Annotated in this window: 14 protein-coding genes and 1 pseudogene; 3 read left to right on the top strand and 12 right to left on the bottom strand. The window is 62.3% G+C overall.

Features of this window, described 5'->3' with window-relative positions; translation table 11 throughout:
- Positions 1 to 9 precede the first annotated feature (9 nt).
- From C4K27_RS15575 to C4K27_RS15555, 5 genes are read right to left on the bottom strand one after another with little or no spacing between them, the layout of a single operon-like run.
- Positions 10 to 654: a tetratricopeptide repeat protein gene (locus C4K27_RS15575; RefSeq protein ID WP_007925649.1), complete on the bottom strand. Its 645-nt coding sequence runs from the start codon at positions 652 to 654 to the stop codon at positions 10 to 12.
- Entirely contained in the window at positions 651 to 1460 is an 810-nt protein-coding gene (locus C4K27_RS15570) for an SDR family oxidoreductase (RefSeq protein WP_053261142.1), read from the bottom strand. Before C4K27_RS15570 ends, C4K27_RS15575 begins: the two co-directional genes overlap by 4 nt.
- The gene (locus C4K27_RS15565) at positions 1447 to 2121 is read right to left on the bottom strand and encodes an iron-containing redox enzyme family protein (protein WP_053261141.1); all 675 of its coding nucleotides are present in this window, start codon (positions 2119 to 2121) and stop codon (positions 1447 to 1449) included. Before C4K27_RS15565 ends, C4K27_RS15570 begins: the two co-directional genes overlap by 14 nt.
- A complete protein-coding gene (locus tag C4K27_RS15560) occupies positions 2118 to 3599 on the bottom strand; it encodes an AMP-binding protein (RefSeq protein WP_053261140.1) in 1482 nt (493 codons plus the stop codon). The genes C4K27_RS15565 and C4K27_RS15560 overlap by 4 nt, the downstream gene beginning before the upstream one ends.
- Positions 3589 to 4269, bottom strand: coding sequence for a thermostable hemolysin (locus C4K27_RS15555; protein ID WP_053261139.1), 681 nt, complete (start codon positions 4267 to 4269; stop codon positions 3589 to 3591). The genes C4K27_RS15560 and C4K27_RS15555 overlap by 11 nt, the downstream gene beginning before the upstream one ends.
- Before the next feature lie 207 nt (positions 4270 to 4476).
- Between C4K27_RS15555 and C4K27_RS15550 the strand changes: the two genes are divergently transcribed.
- Positions 4477 to 5019 carry an Hsp20/alpha crystallin family protein gene (locus C4K27_RS15550; protein WP_053261138.1) on the top strand — a complete coding sequence of 181 codons (543 nt, stop codon included), beginning with the start codon at positions 4477 to 4479 and terminating at the stop codon, positions 5017 to 5019.
- A gap of 91 nt (positions 5020 to 5110) precedes the next feature.
- A complete protein-coding gene (locus C4K27_RS15545) occupies positions 5111 to 6478 on the top strand; it encodes an erythromycin esterase family protein (RefSeq protein WP_053261137.1) in 1368 nt (455 codons plus the stop codon).
- A gap of 20 nt (positions 6479 to 6498) precedes the next feature.
- Here C4K27_RS15545 and C4K27_RS15540 read toward each other — a convergent pair whose 3' ends face one another.
- The 7 genes and pseudogenes from C4K27_RS15540 to C4K27_RS15510 form a co-directional block, all read right to left on the bottom strand.
- Positions 6499 to 7158, bottom strand: a complete 660-nt coding sequence (locus C4K27_RS15540; RefSeq protein ID WP_053261136.1) for a dienelactone hydrolase family protein — start codon at positions 7156 to 7158, stop codon at positions 6499 to 6501.
- Positions 7151 to 7858, bottom strand: coding sequence for a phosphoribosyltransferase (locus C4K27_RS15535; RefSeq protein ID WP_053261135.1), 708 nt, complete (start codon positions 7856 to 7858; stop codon positions 7151 to 7153). Before C4K27_RS15535 ends, C4K27_RS15540 begins: the two co-directional genes overlap by 8 nt.
- Positions 7859 to 7917: 59 nt before the next feature.
- On the bottom strand, positions 7918 to 8802 hold the full coding sequence (locus C4K27_RS15530; protein WP_053261134.1) for a universal stress protein: 885 nt from the start codon (positions 8800 to 8802) through the stop codon (positions 7918 to 7920).
- A 148-nt stretch (positions 8803 to 8950) separates the two neighbouring features.
- Positions 8951 to 9233: pseudogene (groEL, locus tag C4K27_RS15525) on the bottom strand (chaperonin GroEL); the annotation flags it as partial.
- 67 nt (positions 9234 to 9300) lie between these two features.
- Entirely contained in the window at positions 9301 to 11583 is a 2283-nt protein-coding gene (locus C4K27_RS15520; protein ID WP_053261132.1) for a heavy metal translocating P-type ATPase, read from the bottom strand.
- Between the two features lie 121 nt (positions 11584 to 11704).
- A complete protein-coding gene (locus C4K27_RS15515; protein WP_053261131.1) occupies positions 11705 to 13093 on the bottom strand; it encodes an MBL fold metallo-hydrolase RNA specificity domain-containing protein in 1389 nt (462 codons plus the stop codon).
- A gap of 97 nt (positions 13094 to 13190) precedes the next feature.
- Positions 13191 to 14111, bottom strand: a complete 921-nt coding sequence (locus tag C4K27_RS15510) for a universal stress protein (protein WP_053261130.1) — start codon at positions 14109 to 14111, stop codon at positions 13191 to 13193.
- Between C4K27_RS15510 and C4K27_RS31840 the strand changes: the two genes are divergently transcribed.
- Complete coding sequence (locus C4K27_RS31840) at positions 14002 to 14544, top strand: hypothetical protein (RefSeq protein ID WP_421958504.1); 543 nt, start codon at positions 14002 to 14004, stop codon at positions 14542 to 14544. The two genes, C4K27_RS15510 and C4K27_RS31840, sit on opposite strands and share 110 nt — an antisense overlap.
- Positions 14545 to 14669 lie beyond the last annotated feature (125 nt).

The following is a 14669-nucleotide window of genomic DNA, read 5'->3' as shown; positions in this document are numbered from 1 at the left end:
GGACTCCTGTCAGTTGAGTTTCTTGTTCACGTCCACCAGCAGTGCCTCGATCTCCTTGCGACGCCCGGCGTCGGCGGTTTCCCGGCCGGGTCTCGGGGCTGCCCGCAGGGCTTTTTGCAGTGCGTCGCGGGCTTCGCCGTAGCGTTTTTGACGGTAGAGATGATCACCCCAGAAGTACAGACTGTCGATGCCATCGGGGTTCACCTGCAAGGCCTGCTTGAGCAACTGCTCGGCTTTTTCCGCGTCGCCGAAACCGATGGGCCAGCCCGGCACCCGGTCGTACAGTGCGGCAAGACTCGTGTAGGCCGAGCCTTGCAGAGCCTTGGGGTCCAGGGCCATGGCCTGCTCCAGATAGCCTTTCGCCGCCTTGGCCTTGCTCAGCGCGCCGAGGCCACCCTGGGCGCCGGCCCAACTGCTGGTGACGATGCCGGACCAGATCCAGGCTTCGGCCAGCGATTGACGCTCCCGGGTGAACGCAGAAGTCTGGCTGGCCAGTTGTTCGAACGCGGCGGTGCGTTGGCCTTCCGGGATTTCGTATTGGATGTGTGCCCAGCTTTGCTGAATGCCGTTCAGGCGTTGCTGGTCGGCGGGGTCCAGCGCCCAGACGCTCTGGCTCAAGGCCCCCAGCAGCAGGCATGTGATGAGTTTTTTCATGGTTTGAGATGCTCGTTATCGGGCTTGTGGCTCAGGCGACGGATCAGCGGCAACTGCTTGCGCAGGCCCCGATCCACCAGATTGGGCAGCAGGCTGTTGAGGCGCATGAAAAAGCGCTCCGGCCAGCCCAGGTACAGGTCACGGCGGTCACCGGCGATGGCATGGATCACCGCCGCGGCGACGGTCTGCGGATCGTCGACATTGGACTTGAGCGCGTCATTCAAGGCCCGGGCTGCGGGGCTATTCATGCTCGTATGGGTGGCCCGTGGCGCGACATACAGAACTCCGACCCGGGTGTCCGCCAGTTCCCGGCGCAGGGCTTCGGAAAACCCGCGCAAGGCAAACTTGGTGGCGCAATAGACGGCGTAACCGGGGTAGCCGATGGAACCGTAGGTCGAGCCGACGTTCACCACCATAGCGCTCTCGGCTTGCTTGAGCAGTGGCAGCAAGGTCTTGGTCAAACAGACCGGAGCGCCGATGTTCACCGCCAGCATCGCATTGACGTCGCTGTCATCGAGCTGGTCGAGCATGGTGAAGTGATTGACCCCGGCGGCATTGATCAGCAGGTTGATGCCGCCCATGGCCTGTGCAGCGGTCAGCACTTTGCGCCGGTCGGCGAGGAAGGTCAGGTCCGCCGCCACCCAGCACAGCTGGCTGGGATAGCGGGCGAGCAAAGGCTCCAGGGGCTCGCGTCGACGCGCCACTGCCAGGACCTTGGCGCCACTGGCGCACAGGTCGCTGGCGATGGCCAGGCCAATGCCGCCGCTGGCCCCGGTCAGCACTACGCGAGCGTCAGACAGGCGCATGCAGGTTCTCCCCGCCGCGGGGCAAGCCGCGGAACATGTCGGTGTAAAGCCTGTACACCACCCTGGAGGCATGGACGACCGCAGCCTGGTCGGCCGGATCGTCGAGGGTATTCATCAGCCGGCGGTAGGTCTGCATATGCTCGATATCCAGCGAACCATGGGAGCTGAGGTAGCTGAAAGCGCTTTCCGGCAAGCCCAGGCGTTGGCGAATGCTGCCAGCGGCATGGGTGGCCAGGGCAATGCTGGTGCCCTCGAGCACATTGACCATGCCGAACAGCCCCACCGGATTGTCCCGGGCGATCAGATCGTAGAGAAAACTGACCATCAACTCGATTGGCAACGAGGGACGACCGTTGCGCACCTCATCCCTGTCGCCGCCGCAGGCTTCAATGTCATCGAGCACCCATTGCTCATGGCCATACTCATCCTCGATGTACTCGCACACCGCTTTGCGCAACCACTCCAGGCGCAGCGGCAGGCGCGCGCCGCAGGCCATCATCAAGGGCACGGTGTGACGCACGTGGTAATAGGCTTGCGCCAGGAAGGCCCGGTAGCTTTCCAGGCTGACCCGGCCCTGCAGGGCATCGAGAATGATCGGCAGGTTGAACAGCTCGTTGCGTTCCTGCTGGGTAGCTTCTTGCAGCCGGTCAAAAAAACTCATGGTGCGGATTCCTCGGAAAGTACGGGTTCAGTCAGTTGCGCCCGGTAACGCTCGACAATGGCGTCGCGGCGCGGTCGGCCATTGGCGGTCAGCAGGCCATTGGCAAAGGTGAAGGGTTGATCCAGCCGGGACCAGTGATGGACCTGGGCATAATCAGGCAAGGCCTCGTTGGCCTCGGCCACGGCGGCGGCCAGCTCGTCGTCGGTACAATCCGGGCGATGGGGCCAGAGCAGAGCATGATTGCGCGGCATGGCTTCGCCGTAGACGAAGGCCTGGGCGATATGGCGGCGTTGGGTCAACTCGGCCTCGACCCATTCCGGGTTCACGTTGCGGCCAAAACTGGTGACGAACTGATGCTTCTTGCGCCCCTTGAGGTAAAGAAAGCCATCGGGATCGAACTCGCCGAGATCGCCGCTGGGCCACCATTCATCGGCGTGCGGCGTTTCGCCCAGGTACCCGAGCAAGGTCGACCCCTTGATCAGCACTTCGCCGTCTTCGGCCAGGCGGACCTGCACATGGGGCAATGGCTGGCCGACACTGCCGGGGCGGTTCGCCTCCGGGCGGTTAAGGCAGACCACCGATGCGCATTCGGACAGGCCATAGCCTTCATAGACCGGCAGGCCGAGGCGTTGCGCACGCTGCAACAGCGCACCACAAACCCGTGCCCCACCCACCGCGGCGAAACGCAGCGCGGCGGGATTGAAGGCTTTGTGCTCGGCGGCGCCGACCAGCATCTGCAACAGCTGCGGCACCAGGATCAGGCTCTGCGGCGCGCGGTTGGCCAGGCAACCGAGCAGGCGCGGTACATCGACGCCACTGGCGCCCTGGATGCCCAGGGTTTTCTGGCTGGGCAGGCTCAAGGTCGCGCCGGCGTGCAAGGCGGCATAGCAGCCGAGGTTTTCCAACAGGATCGCCAGCGGCAAAAGCGCAAGGTGGTGCTGCGGATCTGCCGGTTTGCTGGCCCGATCCAGCTCGCGAGCGACCCGCAGCATGCTCTCGGCGCTCAGGCACACGCCTTTTGGGGTGCCGGTGGTGCCCGAGGTGAAGGTCAGTTTGGCGGTGCCTTCCAACATCCGGTCCGGGCCACTGAAAGCGCGCCGCCAGAAGGTTGCGGTTTGCACGTATCCGGCCGCTTTCAGCTCGGCTTCCAGCTCCGGCTCGGCAATCACCCACCCAGCCTGGCTCTGTTCCAGGCAATGGGCCCGTTGGGCCGGGCTGAAGAACGGCGGCAATAGCACGCAAGTCAAGCCTTCGAACAACACGGCCAGGTCCCAGAGCATGGCTTCGACGCCGTTGTCCAGGGCCAGGGCAACCACCTTGGCGCCTTCGTCGCGCAAACGCTGCTGGCGCTGCATCACTTGTGCGTACAGCGTGGCGTAGTCCAGCTTCAGGTGATCGCCCCACAAGGCAACGGCATTGGGCCGGTGCTCGGCATGGTCACGTAGCGCCTGCTTGAAGCGTTCCTTTTCATGCGACATGGCTGGCCTGCGCAAAAGACGACGGCAACCCGAGGCGATCGAACATCCCGATGTTGCGCAGATGAATGAAGCCGGCGCGAATGTTGCCGACGTGTACCCAAGGCTTGCTCTCGTAATAGCTGCCCCAGCTGTGCCGTTCATCACCCAGCCGCTGTGGGTCGGCGGCACAGAGGGTCACGGGTTTCAGGCCCAGGCGATGAAAGCTGTTCACCAGGCCGATGTTGCCGGTGAACGCCACCCATTCCAGGTCCCCCATGGCCAGCAAATAGGTCATGGCGATGATGCTCAGCCGTGCACTGCCCGTGTCGCTGGCGGCCAGGTTGCCGACTTCGACGATGCCCGCCCGGTCCACGGCACGATCGGCGGCTGCACTGATCAATGGCTCGATCGGGTCGTCCAGATAGCGCTCCAGGAACAGCTGCTCATGACCTGCCAGGCGCACGCCGGCCACTGCACAGAGCTCGCCCGATGCGTTGTTGCTCATGCCAAACAGCTGTGGCATGAAATGACGGATGTCGGCACCGTGGGCCTTGCGAAAACGGCGCTGGATAAAGGCTTCGAAAAGCGGACGCTGAGGCTCGTCCGGCAAGGCCCTGGCAAGACACATCGGCGGCGCTTCGATTTGGCCGAAGTGCAAAGGCAGAGCGATGTGCCAGTCGTGATCAGGCATGGATGGATGCCTCCCTGGGTAAGTTCGGGAGGAGTATCGGTGGCGTTTCTTAACGGAATCTGAAGGTGGCGAAACAATCCGGCAGGACGGCTGGGGCGACAAATACTTTCCGGCTTCTGACCTAAATCAAACACGAACCGGTCATTCACGCAGACATTAAGACTCAGTCTTCACAGCCTGTCCTTTACCCAAGAGGAGTAGTGAAAAATGAGCAATTCCGTGAAAAAAATGCCAGTAACGACTGAAGACAAGGCCCGTCAGCCATCGCTGACGACAGACCTGTGGCGGCCCCTGGAAAAACTGCGGCAACAAGTCGATCACCTGTTCGAAGATTTCAATCGCGGCTCCAGCCTGTCGCCCTTCAGTCGCGGACTGTTCGATGTCGATCCGCTCTGGCGGCGGGAATTGATCGGCCATAGCCTGCCTGCCGTGGACATTACCGAGAAAGACAAGAGCTTCGAGATTTCCGCCGAGCTGCCGGGCATGGATCAGAAGAACATCGAGATCAAGCTGTCCAACGGTTGCCTGATCATCAAGGGTGAAAAGAAAGAGGACAAGGAAGAGAAAAGAAAAGGCTATCACCTCAGCGAGCGTCACTACGGCTCCTTCGAGCGGATGTTCAACCTGCCCAAGGGGGTCGATGCCGAGAAGATCGAAGCCAGCTTCAGCAAAGGCGTGCTGAGCATTTCGCTGCCGAAAAAGCCCGAAGCCATGAAGGCGGAGAAAGTCGTGCCGATCAAGGCCGATTGAAGCCGGGCCAGCCTGCCCATTGCCGGGAAACCGGCAAGGGGCTTTTTGCTGTCAACGCCTCGGGTAATCCATCCTGATGGGAATGACCGCTATGAACACCCCTTCCCAAGACATGCTCGATAGTCTGTACGGCTTGCCTGCGCACATTGATCAGGCAGCCATTACCCCTCTCTTGCGCCAATACGCCGAGCCCCTGCCGGAGCTGGATTCGTCCGCTTTCGGTGAAATGTTCGACCGCTACGCGGATGCGCGCGTGGTGATGATCGGTGAGGCCAGTCATGGCACCAGCGACTTCTACCAAGCCCGGGCAGCGATCACCCGAAGGCTGATCGAGCAGCACGGGTTCAACATCGTTGCCGTTGAAGCAGACTGGCCGGACGCGAGCCATGTCGATCGTTACGTGCGCGGGTTGGCACACTCGGCCTGGAAGCGCCATATCTTCAGCCGATTCCCGACCTGGATGTGGCGCAACACCGAAGTGAAGGGGTTCGCCCACTGGCTGCACCAATTCAACCACCAGCATGCCCCGCAGCGCCGCGTCGAATTCCGTGGCCTGGACGTTTACAGTTTGCGCAACTCCATTCATGAAGTCCTGAGCTATCTGGACCGGGTCGACCCGCAGTTGGCCCGTGAAGCTCGCCGGCGCTATGGCTGCTTGACGCCCTGGCAGGATGACCCGGCGCTGTACGGTCACTTCGTCGAGCGCGGGGGGCTGATGCCTTGTGAGCAGCCAGTGGTCGAACAGCTCAATACCCTGCTGACCGAGCAACTGGCCGGGCTCATCAAGGACGACGAGGCGTTCTTCGATGCGACGCAAAACGCCCGGGTGGTGCTGGCGGCGGAACAATACTACCGCGCGATTTATCGAGGCTCGACAGCCTCCTGGAACCTGCGCGACCGACATATGTTCGACACGTTGCGCGCGCTGCTTGAACACCGAGGCCCGCAAGCCAAAGCCGTGGTCTGGGCACACAATTCCCATATCGGCAATGCGGCGGCCACGGAAATGGGCTGGAAGGGGCAGTTCAATATCGGTCAACTGTGCCGCAGTGCCTTCGGGCGAGAGGTCGTTCTGATCGGCATGGGCACCGATCGTGGCCAGGTGGCTGCGGCCGACGACTGGGATGGTGACCTGTTGATCAAGGACATCCGGCCGTCGCGCCCGGACAGCTGGGAGTATCAGTTCCTCAAGGCCGGCGTTGCAGCGTCATTGACCGACTGGCGTGATCCACAGCGCAAGGAACTTCGTCGCGCTCTTTCCAAACCCTTGCTGGAGCGAGCCATCGGTGTGATTTATCGCCCCGAGAGCGAGCGTGGCAGTCACTACTTCGAAGCGGTGCTGGCCGAACAGTTCGACGCCATGATCTGGATCGAGCAAACGAAACCGGTAAAAGCGCTGCCGCTGCCGAAAAGCCAGGAGCTGGAACCGGAAGACGAAACCTTTCCGTTCGGTGTATGAGACCGGTCAACGAATGCCAGCTATGGAGCGGGGCCGTGCAGATACGTCTCAAACCAGTCGCCAGCAAGCCTGGCGACTTCCTCGAGGGCACCGGGCTCTTCAAACAGATGCGTGGCGCCGGCCACGACTTCCAGGCGCTGCTCACACTGCAGGGCACGACTGCTTTGGCAATTCAGGCCGAACACCACTGGATCCTGTGCACCAACGATCTGCAGGGTCGGTGCCTTCACTCGAGACAGCACAGGCCCCGCCAGATCGGTTCGCCCTCCCCGACTGACCACGGCGTGCACCACATCCGGCCGTGCGGCTGCGGCCAGCAGCGCCGCGGCCGCACCGGTACTTGCGCCGAACAGGCCGATCCGCAGTGATTGCAACTCCAGGTCCCGACCGATCCAGTCGATCACCTCAGTCAGTCGCCTGGCAAGCAATGCGATGTCGAAACGCAGCTCCCGGGTCCGGTTATCCAGGTGTTGCTCGGTCTCCGTGAGCAGGTCGGACAGCAGCGACCCCAGCCCGTGCCTGGCCAGCGACTCGGCAACGTACCGATTGCGTGGGCTTGAACGGCCGCTGCCACTGCCATGAGCGAAGACCACCAGCGCCCTAGCGCCCGGAGGCAGGCGCAAATCGGCTGATAGTTCAATGCCCTCCAGGTCCAGCTGTCGAGATCGAGGTTCAAACATCGCGAGACTCCTGGGCCGAGGGGCCGGGAACCGATTCCCGTTGCCAGGCGCGCTGCAACAGATCGATGACCTCGGTATCCGGCGTCTGGGAAAAATCCAGGTACCAGTAGCCGATCGACATCATCCACTCGGGGGTGAGCGGGCAGATCAGCTCATCCACTTCGCTGCGCAGCGCCTCCACTGTCTCAAGCGGCGCAACCGGCACCGCAATGACAATGCGCGCCGGTGCTTGCGCACGCACCGCGTGAATCGCCGCCTTCATCGAGGCGCCTGTGGCCAGGCCGTCGTCGATCAGAATCACCACCTGATCCTTGAGTCGCAACGGTGGACGGCCCTCCCGGTAAACCTGTTCACGACGCAACAACTCCTGCGTTTCCCGCGCTACCACGGCATTGAAACTGGCTTGATCGACCGGATGGGCGCGCAGGGCGTCTTCATTGAGGATTTGAATGCCGCCGCTGGCTATGGCGCCCATGGCGAACTCCTCGCGCGAGGGTACGCCCAGCTTGCGGACCAGCATCAGGTCCAGGCGAATGTCCAGGGCCTTGGCCACCTCATAGGCAACCGGAACACCACCACGGGGCAAGGCGAGGACAATGACATCGGGTCGATGGGCATATTCGAGCAACGGCTCCACCAGGCGTCGACCGGCATCTGCCCGATCGCGCAAGATGGTTTGCAATGAAGGACTCTTGGACATCGGAAAACTTCCTCAGGCGATGACGGCACTCGCCGCGTAACGTGGGGATGCTGTCTTCCCTATATCGCCAAGACGCTGCAAGGCACCTGATAGAGGATATGTTCGGTCGTGCTGCCCAGCAGTTTATCCAGGCCCCGGGACTGGACTCGGCCCATCACGATCACATCCACCTGTTGCTGATGGGCGAACTCGCTCAGCACCGGAACGGGGTGTCCCTGGATGAAATGCCGGCGGTCAGAGGACACGCCATACCGACCGGCCAGTTTGAGGAACGACTTTTCCATGTCCCTGCGCTGCTCTCTAGTGAGGTCGGCAAGTGTCAGCCCGCCCATGTCGGCCAGATAGGCGGCTGAAATATCGCAGGCATACAGCAGGTGCAGCTCGGCGTCGCACTGCATGGCAAGGTCGCAGGCCTGCTTGATGATCCGCTCATTGAGCTCGTCGCCCTGTGGATCGCTACTCGAAGCATCGACCGCCGCCGCCACCTTGCGCGGCATCGCATGGCCACCTTCGCCAACCAGATAGATCGGTATCGGGCAATGGCGCAGCAAACGCCAATCCAGCGGGGTGAAAAAAGCGCGCTTGAGTGCCGGTTCGTGCTGCACTTGTTTGATCAGCAGGTCGGGCTGCATCTCCATGACGTGATCGAGAATGTCTTGCTGCAGGTCATCGGCCCAGGCCACCTCTGTCGTCACCACCAGCCCCCTGTCACGCATATTTTTCGCTTGTTCCTTGAGCCAGTCGCGATGGTCTTGCAGGTAATCCGCGCGCGCCTTTTTCCGGTCGCCTTCTTCGAGCAATGCCAAGAGTTTCCAGGAAGGCATCAAGGCACAGACATGCAGGCTCGCTCCGCTGGCCTTGGCCAGGGCTGCGGCATGGTTCATGACCTGGGAGTGACGCAGGGCCGGGTTGATGATCAGCAATAACCGTTGATACTGGCTCATGAGCTGGCTCCGGGCAGATGGGTTTCAACGCCTGCCGTGGCCCTTTCGACGGCCGCCGTGGCATCCTCGCTGGCGCAGGCACCAGCGCTTGTAATCCAGCGTCCTCCGTCGATGCTTCCTTGGCGTTGATTTATATCAAGTACCCGCGCAGCGCATCAGCCACCAGTTGACCGATGACGGCATCGTTATGCGCCGACAGCGAGGCCACCTGTGCCTTTTCCCTGGGCGTGCCCACCGGCCGCGACTGGGCCTGGAGCGACGCCACGACCAACGACAACCCCAGGCCCAGGCCGCGCTTGAGGTCGATCGCGCTGGCTCCCGCGACAACGTTGCGGATGCGTTTGGCGATCGTCACGTCATCATTGCAGACCGTCGGATTGCCCCACTTATTCTGAATCAGCACTGGATTTCGATTTCGCGCCCAACGCCACGCATAAAGGCCAATGTACGGATGACAGATGACGAGTGCCGTCAAATGCTGGGGCCGGCCTCACACGGCTAGCGCCAGTCAAGATAACGGTACAGCTCTTCCTCCTGATCGAAATGCAGCCTCACGAGGGTATCCAGGCGAATCAACTGATGCTGAATCGCCTCGGCGGGAGCCGTGGCGGGGTCGGCGCTGAAATCGGCGCTCATACGTGCCAGCAAATGGATAAGGCGAAAAATCTCCCGGTGAGCGTGGCTCATCGTCGACAGGGGGTCCTCGCCCGGCAGGCTTCGATTCAACAGCGGGTACAGGGTGTTTTCATCGTCTCGCTCATGTTGCGCCAGCGATGTCTGCAGCTTTCCAAGCAGTTCCAGCAAGTCGGCCTGTGCCTGCTCAAGGGGGCGCCGCGAAAAGTCACTGGCCAGTTGATGCAGATCGCTCAGCACTGCGGCCAGTTGTTGGTGTTCGTCTTGCAGGCGATCGATATGTTCTGCGGCTAGTTTTCGTGGGCCCATTGCCTGTAGAGGCCCCAATGCACGCAGGGCGTTGATGATGATCAACACATCAATGCCCTCCTGCACAACGGCGCCGACAAGTGGTGGCAGGTAACCGAGCGCAGCCACGACCATGGCCAGCAATGACATGCCCATGCCGACCCATACGCCCTGCCGGGCGATCCGGCAGGTCCGGCGAGCGATGTCCAGCGCATCGACCAGACGGTCCAGGCGATCGACCAGCAATACGACACCCGCCGCTTGCGCAGACGCCGTGGCACCGCTGGCGCCCATCGCCACACCGACATTGGCCGCCGCCAGCGAGGGGGCATCGTTGATGCCGTCGCCGACCATCAGTGTGCTGGCGCGCTGGCAGCCCTCCTGGACAGCCTGCACTTTATCCTTGGGAGTCAACCCGGCTCGCAGCTCGTCTATCCCGGCAGACAGGGCAATCATCTCGGCGGTTTCCAGGCGGTCCCCGGTGAGCATGACGATTTTCTCGATGCCTCGGTTGCGCAATCGCCGCAAGGTTTGCGGGGTTTCTCGGCGCACCTTATCCGAGAACACCAGCAGGCCAGCCAGCGTCCCGTCCACGTCGATGAAGCTGCCGCTACAGGCCAGGTAATCCATGTGGCGCAGCATGGCCGTGGTCCAGTCAGTCACGGGCATTTGTTCATGAGCAAAAGACAAGGTGCCGAAACGCACGCGCCGGCCTTCGACCAGGCCACAAAGCCCCGAGCCAGGATGTTCCTCCACCTCCCGCGGAACGCTGAGTGATAAATGGCGTTGATGTGCCGCCTCGACCATTGCCTGGCAGATCGGGTGCGTCGAAGCCTGCGCCAGCGAGGCGGCCAGGCCAAGCAGGTGCTGAGGATTGGCCAGCCCGTTGACCTCTATCGACTGCAGGCGCGCATGGCCGCTGGTCAGTGTGCCGGTCTTGTCGAGAAATACCTGCCTGATCCCGGCCAACGCCTCCAGGGTCGTGCCGTCCTTGATCAATATCCCGCGCCGCGCCGCCCTCGAAATGCCTGACATGATGGAAATCGGCACCGCCAGGATCAACGGGCATGGTGTGGCGACCACCAGAACCGCCAGAACCCGCAAGGGATCGCCACTCATTTGCCAGGCTACGGTGGCGATCAGCAAGGTCAGCGGAATGAACAGCAGCGCATAGCGGTCGGCCAGGCGCACAAAAGGTGCGCGCGAGCGTCGTGCCGTCTCCGCCAGCCGCACTATCCCGGCATAGGTGCTTTGCGCTGCCGTTCGCGTGGCGGTTAACAGGAAAGGTGCACCGACATTGGATACGCCACTGGGCAGTTGCTCACCTTTACGACGGGTTACCGGCAACGACTCACCGCTGAGCGCCGATTCGTCCAGGATGGCCGCGGGACTCAGCAGGCGACCATCGACGGGTATCACCTCCCCCAGGCGCACCAGCAATGTCTGCTGCGGTTGGATCTGTTCGACCGGGATCCTGCGTAAGCCGCCCTGCTCCTGCAGCCAGGCAAAACGTGGTGCCCGATCGATGAGCGCGCGAAGCTCGCGCTCGGCGCGTTGCCTGGTGAAGAACTCCAGGGTGCGTCCGGTAGCCAGCATCAAGGCAATCACCGCCGCCACCAGCATCTGCTCCAGGGCCAGGGCGGCGACCATCGACATCAGCGCGATCAGGTCTACACCCGCCTCGCGCCGGGCCAGGCGCCGGGCAATCTCGACGAGCAGGACCAGGGCCATCACCAGGCTGCCTGCGGCCCAGCCTAGCGATGCCCAGCCAGGCTTCTGCGCCATATGTGCAACGCCACCGGCCAGGAGCGTCAGGACGCAGAACAGCAATAGCACCGGGTTCAGCCACTTGCCGAACATCGAGGAGAGTTCCTCAAAAAGCGATTCGCATTCAGCGCTGTGAAAACCGTTGTCCGTCATAGGATCACTCTCGTCTCCACCACGATGCCTCGATCGATGAGTGGCAACACCGGGGGCTTTGTCAGAGCGATGAGCTTGCAGGCTGGTCGCCCCCCGAGAGCTCGACGCTGTCGCGGTACTCCGGCACCGAGACCGACCATCCCAACTCCTGGCTGATGCGCCGGCGCAGCACGTCCGAGGCGTTGGGTTCGCCGTGCACCACAAAGGTGTGCTTCGGTGGCCGCTTGAACCCGCGCAGCCACTGCATGATTTCATCGGCGTCGGCGTGCGCGGACAAGGTTTCCATCGGCACTACTTCGGCGCGGATTGGCACATCCTTGCCGTGGATACGCACCGACTCGGCGCCCGCGACTATCTGCGCGCCGCGGGTGCCGCCGGCCTGGAAGCCCGGCACCAGCAACGTATTGATCGGGTTGGGGGCCAGCGCCTTGAGGTGGTGAACCACCCGGCCACCGGTGGCCATGCCACTGGCGGCGATGATCACCGCGGGCGTGCGTTGCAGATCCAGGTTGATCGATTCCTGGGTCGTGCGCACGAAATGCGCGACATGGCACATACCTTCACACTCTTCCTGGGAGAGACGGTGCTCACTGCGAAAACGCTGGTACAGGCGCGTGACATCGGTGGCCATGGGGCTGTTGAGGTAGATCGGCAGGTCTGGGATCGCTCGCCGCTGTAGCAGCCGGTACAGGTGATACATCAGCAATTGCGCGCGCCCGACCGCAAACGACGGTACCAGGGTGATGCCGCGGCGCATCGCGGTACGGTTGATGACCTGTGCCAGTTGCTCTTCCGGCGACTCGACGGGGTGCCGGCGATCGCCATAGGTCGACTCCACCAGCAAATAATCGGCGTGCTCGATGGTTTCCGGGGCGAACATCAAAGGGTCGTTGGGCCGCCCCAGGTCCCCGGAGCACACCAGCGTGACGCCGCCGGCCACGACTTCCACCGTGGCCGCGCCGAGAATATGCCCGGCGCAGCGCAACTGGATGCTCATACCCGGGACGATATCGACCCGATGGTGCAACTCCAGCGGCCGCAGCAGCTTCAGGGCGCGTTCCGCATCCTGCTCGGTATAGAGCGGTAGCGCCGGGGTGTGTTTCGAGTAGCCATGGCGATTGGCGAACTCGGCCTCTTCCTCCTGCAGGCGGCCACTGTCGCGCAACAGGATTTTCACCAGCTCACAGGTGGCGGCCGTGGCATACACCGGGCCTCGGTAGCCGTTGCGCGCCAGTACCGGCAAGTAGCCGCTGTGATCCAGGTGGGCATGGGTCAGGACAATGGCATCCAGGTCGCGAACCGGTAGCTGGAACGGATCCCAGTTATGCAGGCGCAACTGCTTGTAACCCTGGAACAGGCCGCAATCGATCAGTACGTGCTGGCCTTCATACTCCAGCAAGTACTTGCTGCCGGTGACCGTGCCGGCCGCGCCGAGAAATGACATTCGCATGCTCGTCTCCTTGAACCTTCATGGAAGGGGTATTGATCGCTCCTTTCGCCCTGGCGACCGTTGACTTTTATCAAGCATGGTTGTGCCCGTGGTCATTTCAGCCGGCCTCGACGGGTGGTTTGACCAGCATCAGGCTGCAGGGGGCATGGCGCAGCAGGCGCTCGGCGGTACTGCCGACGAACATCTCGACGCCGTGGCGGCAGGCCGTGCCCAGCACAACCATGTCGAAGGCGTTCCTGCGGGCAAAATGCTCGATCGCCTGATGGGGAATGCCGGCCAGCAAATGTCGGCGGCCCTCCTCGATGCCATAACGCTCGGCAAGCAGATCGAAGGCCTCTTGCTGGGCATCGTTGACCGCATCCCGCAAGCTGGCGTCCAGGCTCGAGGTCGGCACACTCGTCACCGCGTCGCCCACCACCGACCAGTTGCTGACATTGAGCAGGTGCAAGGTAGCGCCGCAGGACGTTGCCAGCGTCGAGGCCAGGTCGAGAACCCGTTCGTTGAGCCCTTGGGTCAGCGCTTCCAGGTGAGACAGGTCGATGGCGGCGAGGATCTTCAGCGGCTTGGGGTTTTCCGCGCGGCTGACCAGGTGCAAGGGGGCGGGGCAGTCGCGCAGCAGCAGCCAGTCCAGAGGCCGATGGAAGACCCGGTCGAGTGCCGGCACCCGTTGCACATCCTTGATCACCAGGTCCGGGTGGAAGTCGTTCACATACTCAAGCACGTGGGCCGGGCTCAGCCTGGCCCAGACCACTTCAGTGGTCACATGCCCTCCTTTGCATCGTTCAAGCCTGGCCTGTTGCTCGAGCCAGTAACGGTGCACCTGCAGGTAGCCTTCCCGGGCCTGGGCCATCGCGTCGTGGTCGAACAGGCCGGCCACCGCCAGTGCGTTGACGTAATCGAACGCGACAATGTGCAACATCGCACCTGTTGCGTTGGCCAGCGCCTGTGCCCGCTCGAATGCGGGGGTGCGAATCATCTCCGTCGGTGCAATGAGCAGTAAACGTTGTATTTTCAACATCACACACCTCGTCCTGGAAACGCTTTACCCGTGTAGCTGCCAGCCCGGCTTCCTGCCGGGAGCATCGTTCAAAAATCATTCATTACTTGCGAGTCGCCTTATCAAGCATCCGACGCGCACGTTCATTCGCCTCATCCGCGACCCGTCGCGCCTGGCCGGCCGTTGCCTCTGCCCGTTCCGCTTTCAAATAAGCTTCATCAGCCCTGAGCCTCGCCGTCGCGGCGTTGTTTTCCGCGGACTCCAGGCGCGCGTCGATTTCCTGGGCATGTCGGTGACTGCAACCGGCCGTCGTCGCCAGCGCGATGCTCAGCAATACAACGGGCAAGTGCTTATCCATGGTTTCCCCCCTTCAGTCGATTACGACCGGATAGCTTCAGGCTGTGCTTCGAGTATCGGGCGCTATCGACCTGAACCTCTGATCTTTATCAACTAATACCGGCTAGCGATCAGCGGACGGCGTCAGCGAAGCCTTGTTGACTTAGCTCAATGTCACAGCGTCGCTCAGGCGTAAAAAAACCAGAGAGACCGGTTTGTGACCCGTACAACCAACGCATCAGC

Origin of the sequence: Pseudomonas chlororaphis subsp. chlororaphis (assembly GCF_003945765.1) — a bacterium.
GTDB classification, from domain to species: Bacteria; Pseudomonadota; Gammaproteobacteria; order Pseudomonadales; family Pseudomonadaceae; genus Aquipseudomonas; species Aquipseudomonas chlororaphis.
Note: the sequence above shows the minus strand (reverse complement) of the source record. Positions and strands in the feature narration are given on the sequence as shown.

What these genes read in the sequence shown, in the direction of transcription:
- C4K27_RS15575 (WP_007925649.1), bottom strand. Translation starts at nt 654, where the DNA reads ATGAAAAAACTCATCACATGCCTGCTGCTGGGGGCCTTGAGCCAGAGC.
- C4K27_RS15570 (WP_053261142.1), bottom strand. Translation starts at nt 1,460, where the DNA reads ATGCGCCTGTCTGACGCTCGCGTAGTGCTGACCGGGGCCAGCGGCGGC.
- C4K27_RS15565 (WP_053261141.1), bottom strand. Translation starts at nt 2,121, where the DNA reads ATGAGTTTTTTTGACCGGCTGCAAGAAGCTACCCAGCAGGAACGCAAC.
- C4K27_RS15560 (WP_053261140.1), bottom strand. Translation starts at nt 3,599, where the DNA reads ATGTCGCATGAAAAGGAACGCTTCAAGCAGGCGCTACGTGACCATGCC.
- C4K27_RS15555 (WP_053261139.1), bottom strand. Translation starts at nt 4,269, where the DNA reads ATGCCTGATCACGACTGGCACATCGCTCTGCCTTTGCACTTCGGCCAA.
- C4K27_RS15550 (WP_053261138.1), top strand. Translation starts at nt 4,477, where the DNA reads ATGAGCAATTCCGTGAAAAAAATGCCAGTAACGACTGAAGACAAGGCC.
- C4K27_RS15545 (WP_053261137.1), top strand. Translation starts at nt 5,111, where the DNA reads ATGAACACCCCTTCCCAAGACATGCTCGATAGTCTGTACGGCTTGCCT.
- C4K27_RS15540 (WP_053261136.1), bottom strand. Translation starts at nt 7,158, where the DNA reads ATGTTTGAACCTCGATCTCGACAGCTGGACCTGGAGGGCATTGAACTA.
- C4K27_RS15535 (WP_053261135.1), bottom strand. Translation starts at nt 7,858, where the DNA reads ATGTCCAAGAGTCCTTCATTGCAAACCATCTTGCGCGATCGGGCAGAT.
- C4K27_RS15530 (WP_053261134.1), bottom strand. Translation starts at nt 8,802, where the DNA reads ATGAGCCAGTATCAACGGTTATTGCTGATCATCAACCCGGCCCTGCGT.
- C4K27_RS15520 (WP_053261132.1), bottom strand. Translation starts at nt 11,583, where the DNA reads ATGTTCGGCAAGTGGCTGAACCCGGTGCTATTGCTGTTCTGCGTCCTG.
- C4K27_RS15515 (WP_053261131.1), bottom strand. Translation starts at nt 13,093, where the DNA reads ATGCGAATGTCATTTCTCGGCGCGGCCGGCACGGTCACCGGCAGCAAG.
- C4K27_RS31840 (WP_421958504.1), top strand. Translation starts at nt 14,002, where the DNA reads ATGTGCAACATCGCACCTGTTGCGTTGGCCAGCGCCTGTGCCCGCTCG.
- C4K27_RS15510 (WP_053261130.1), bottom strand. Translation starts at nt 14,111, where the DNA reads ATGTTGAAAATACAACGTTTACTGCTCATTGCACCGACGGAGATGATT.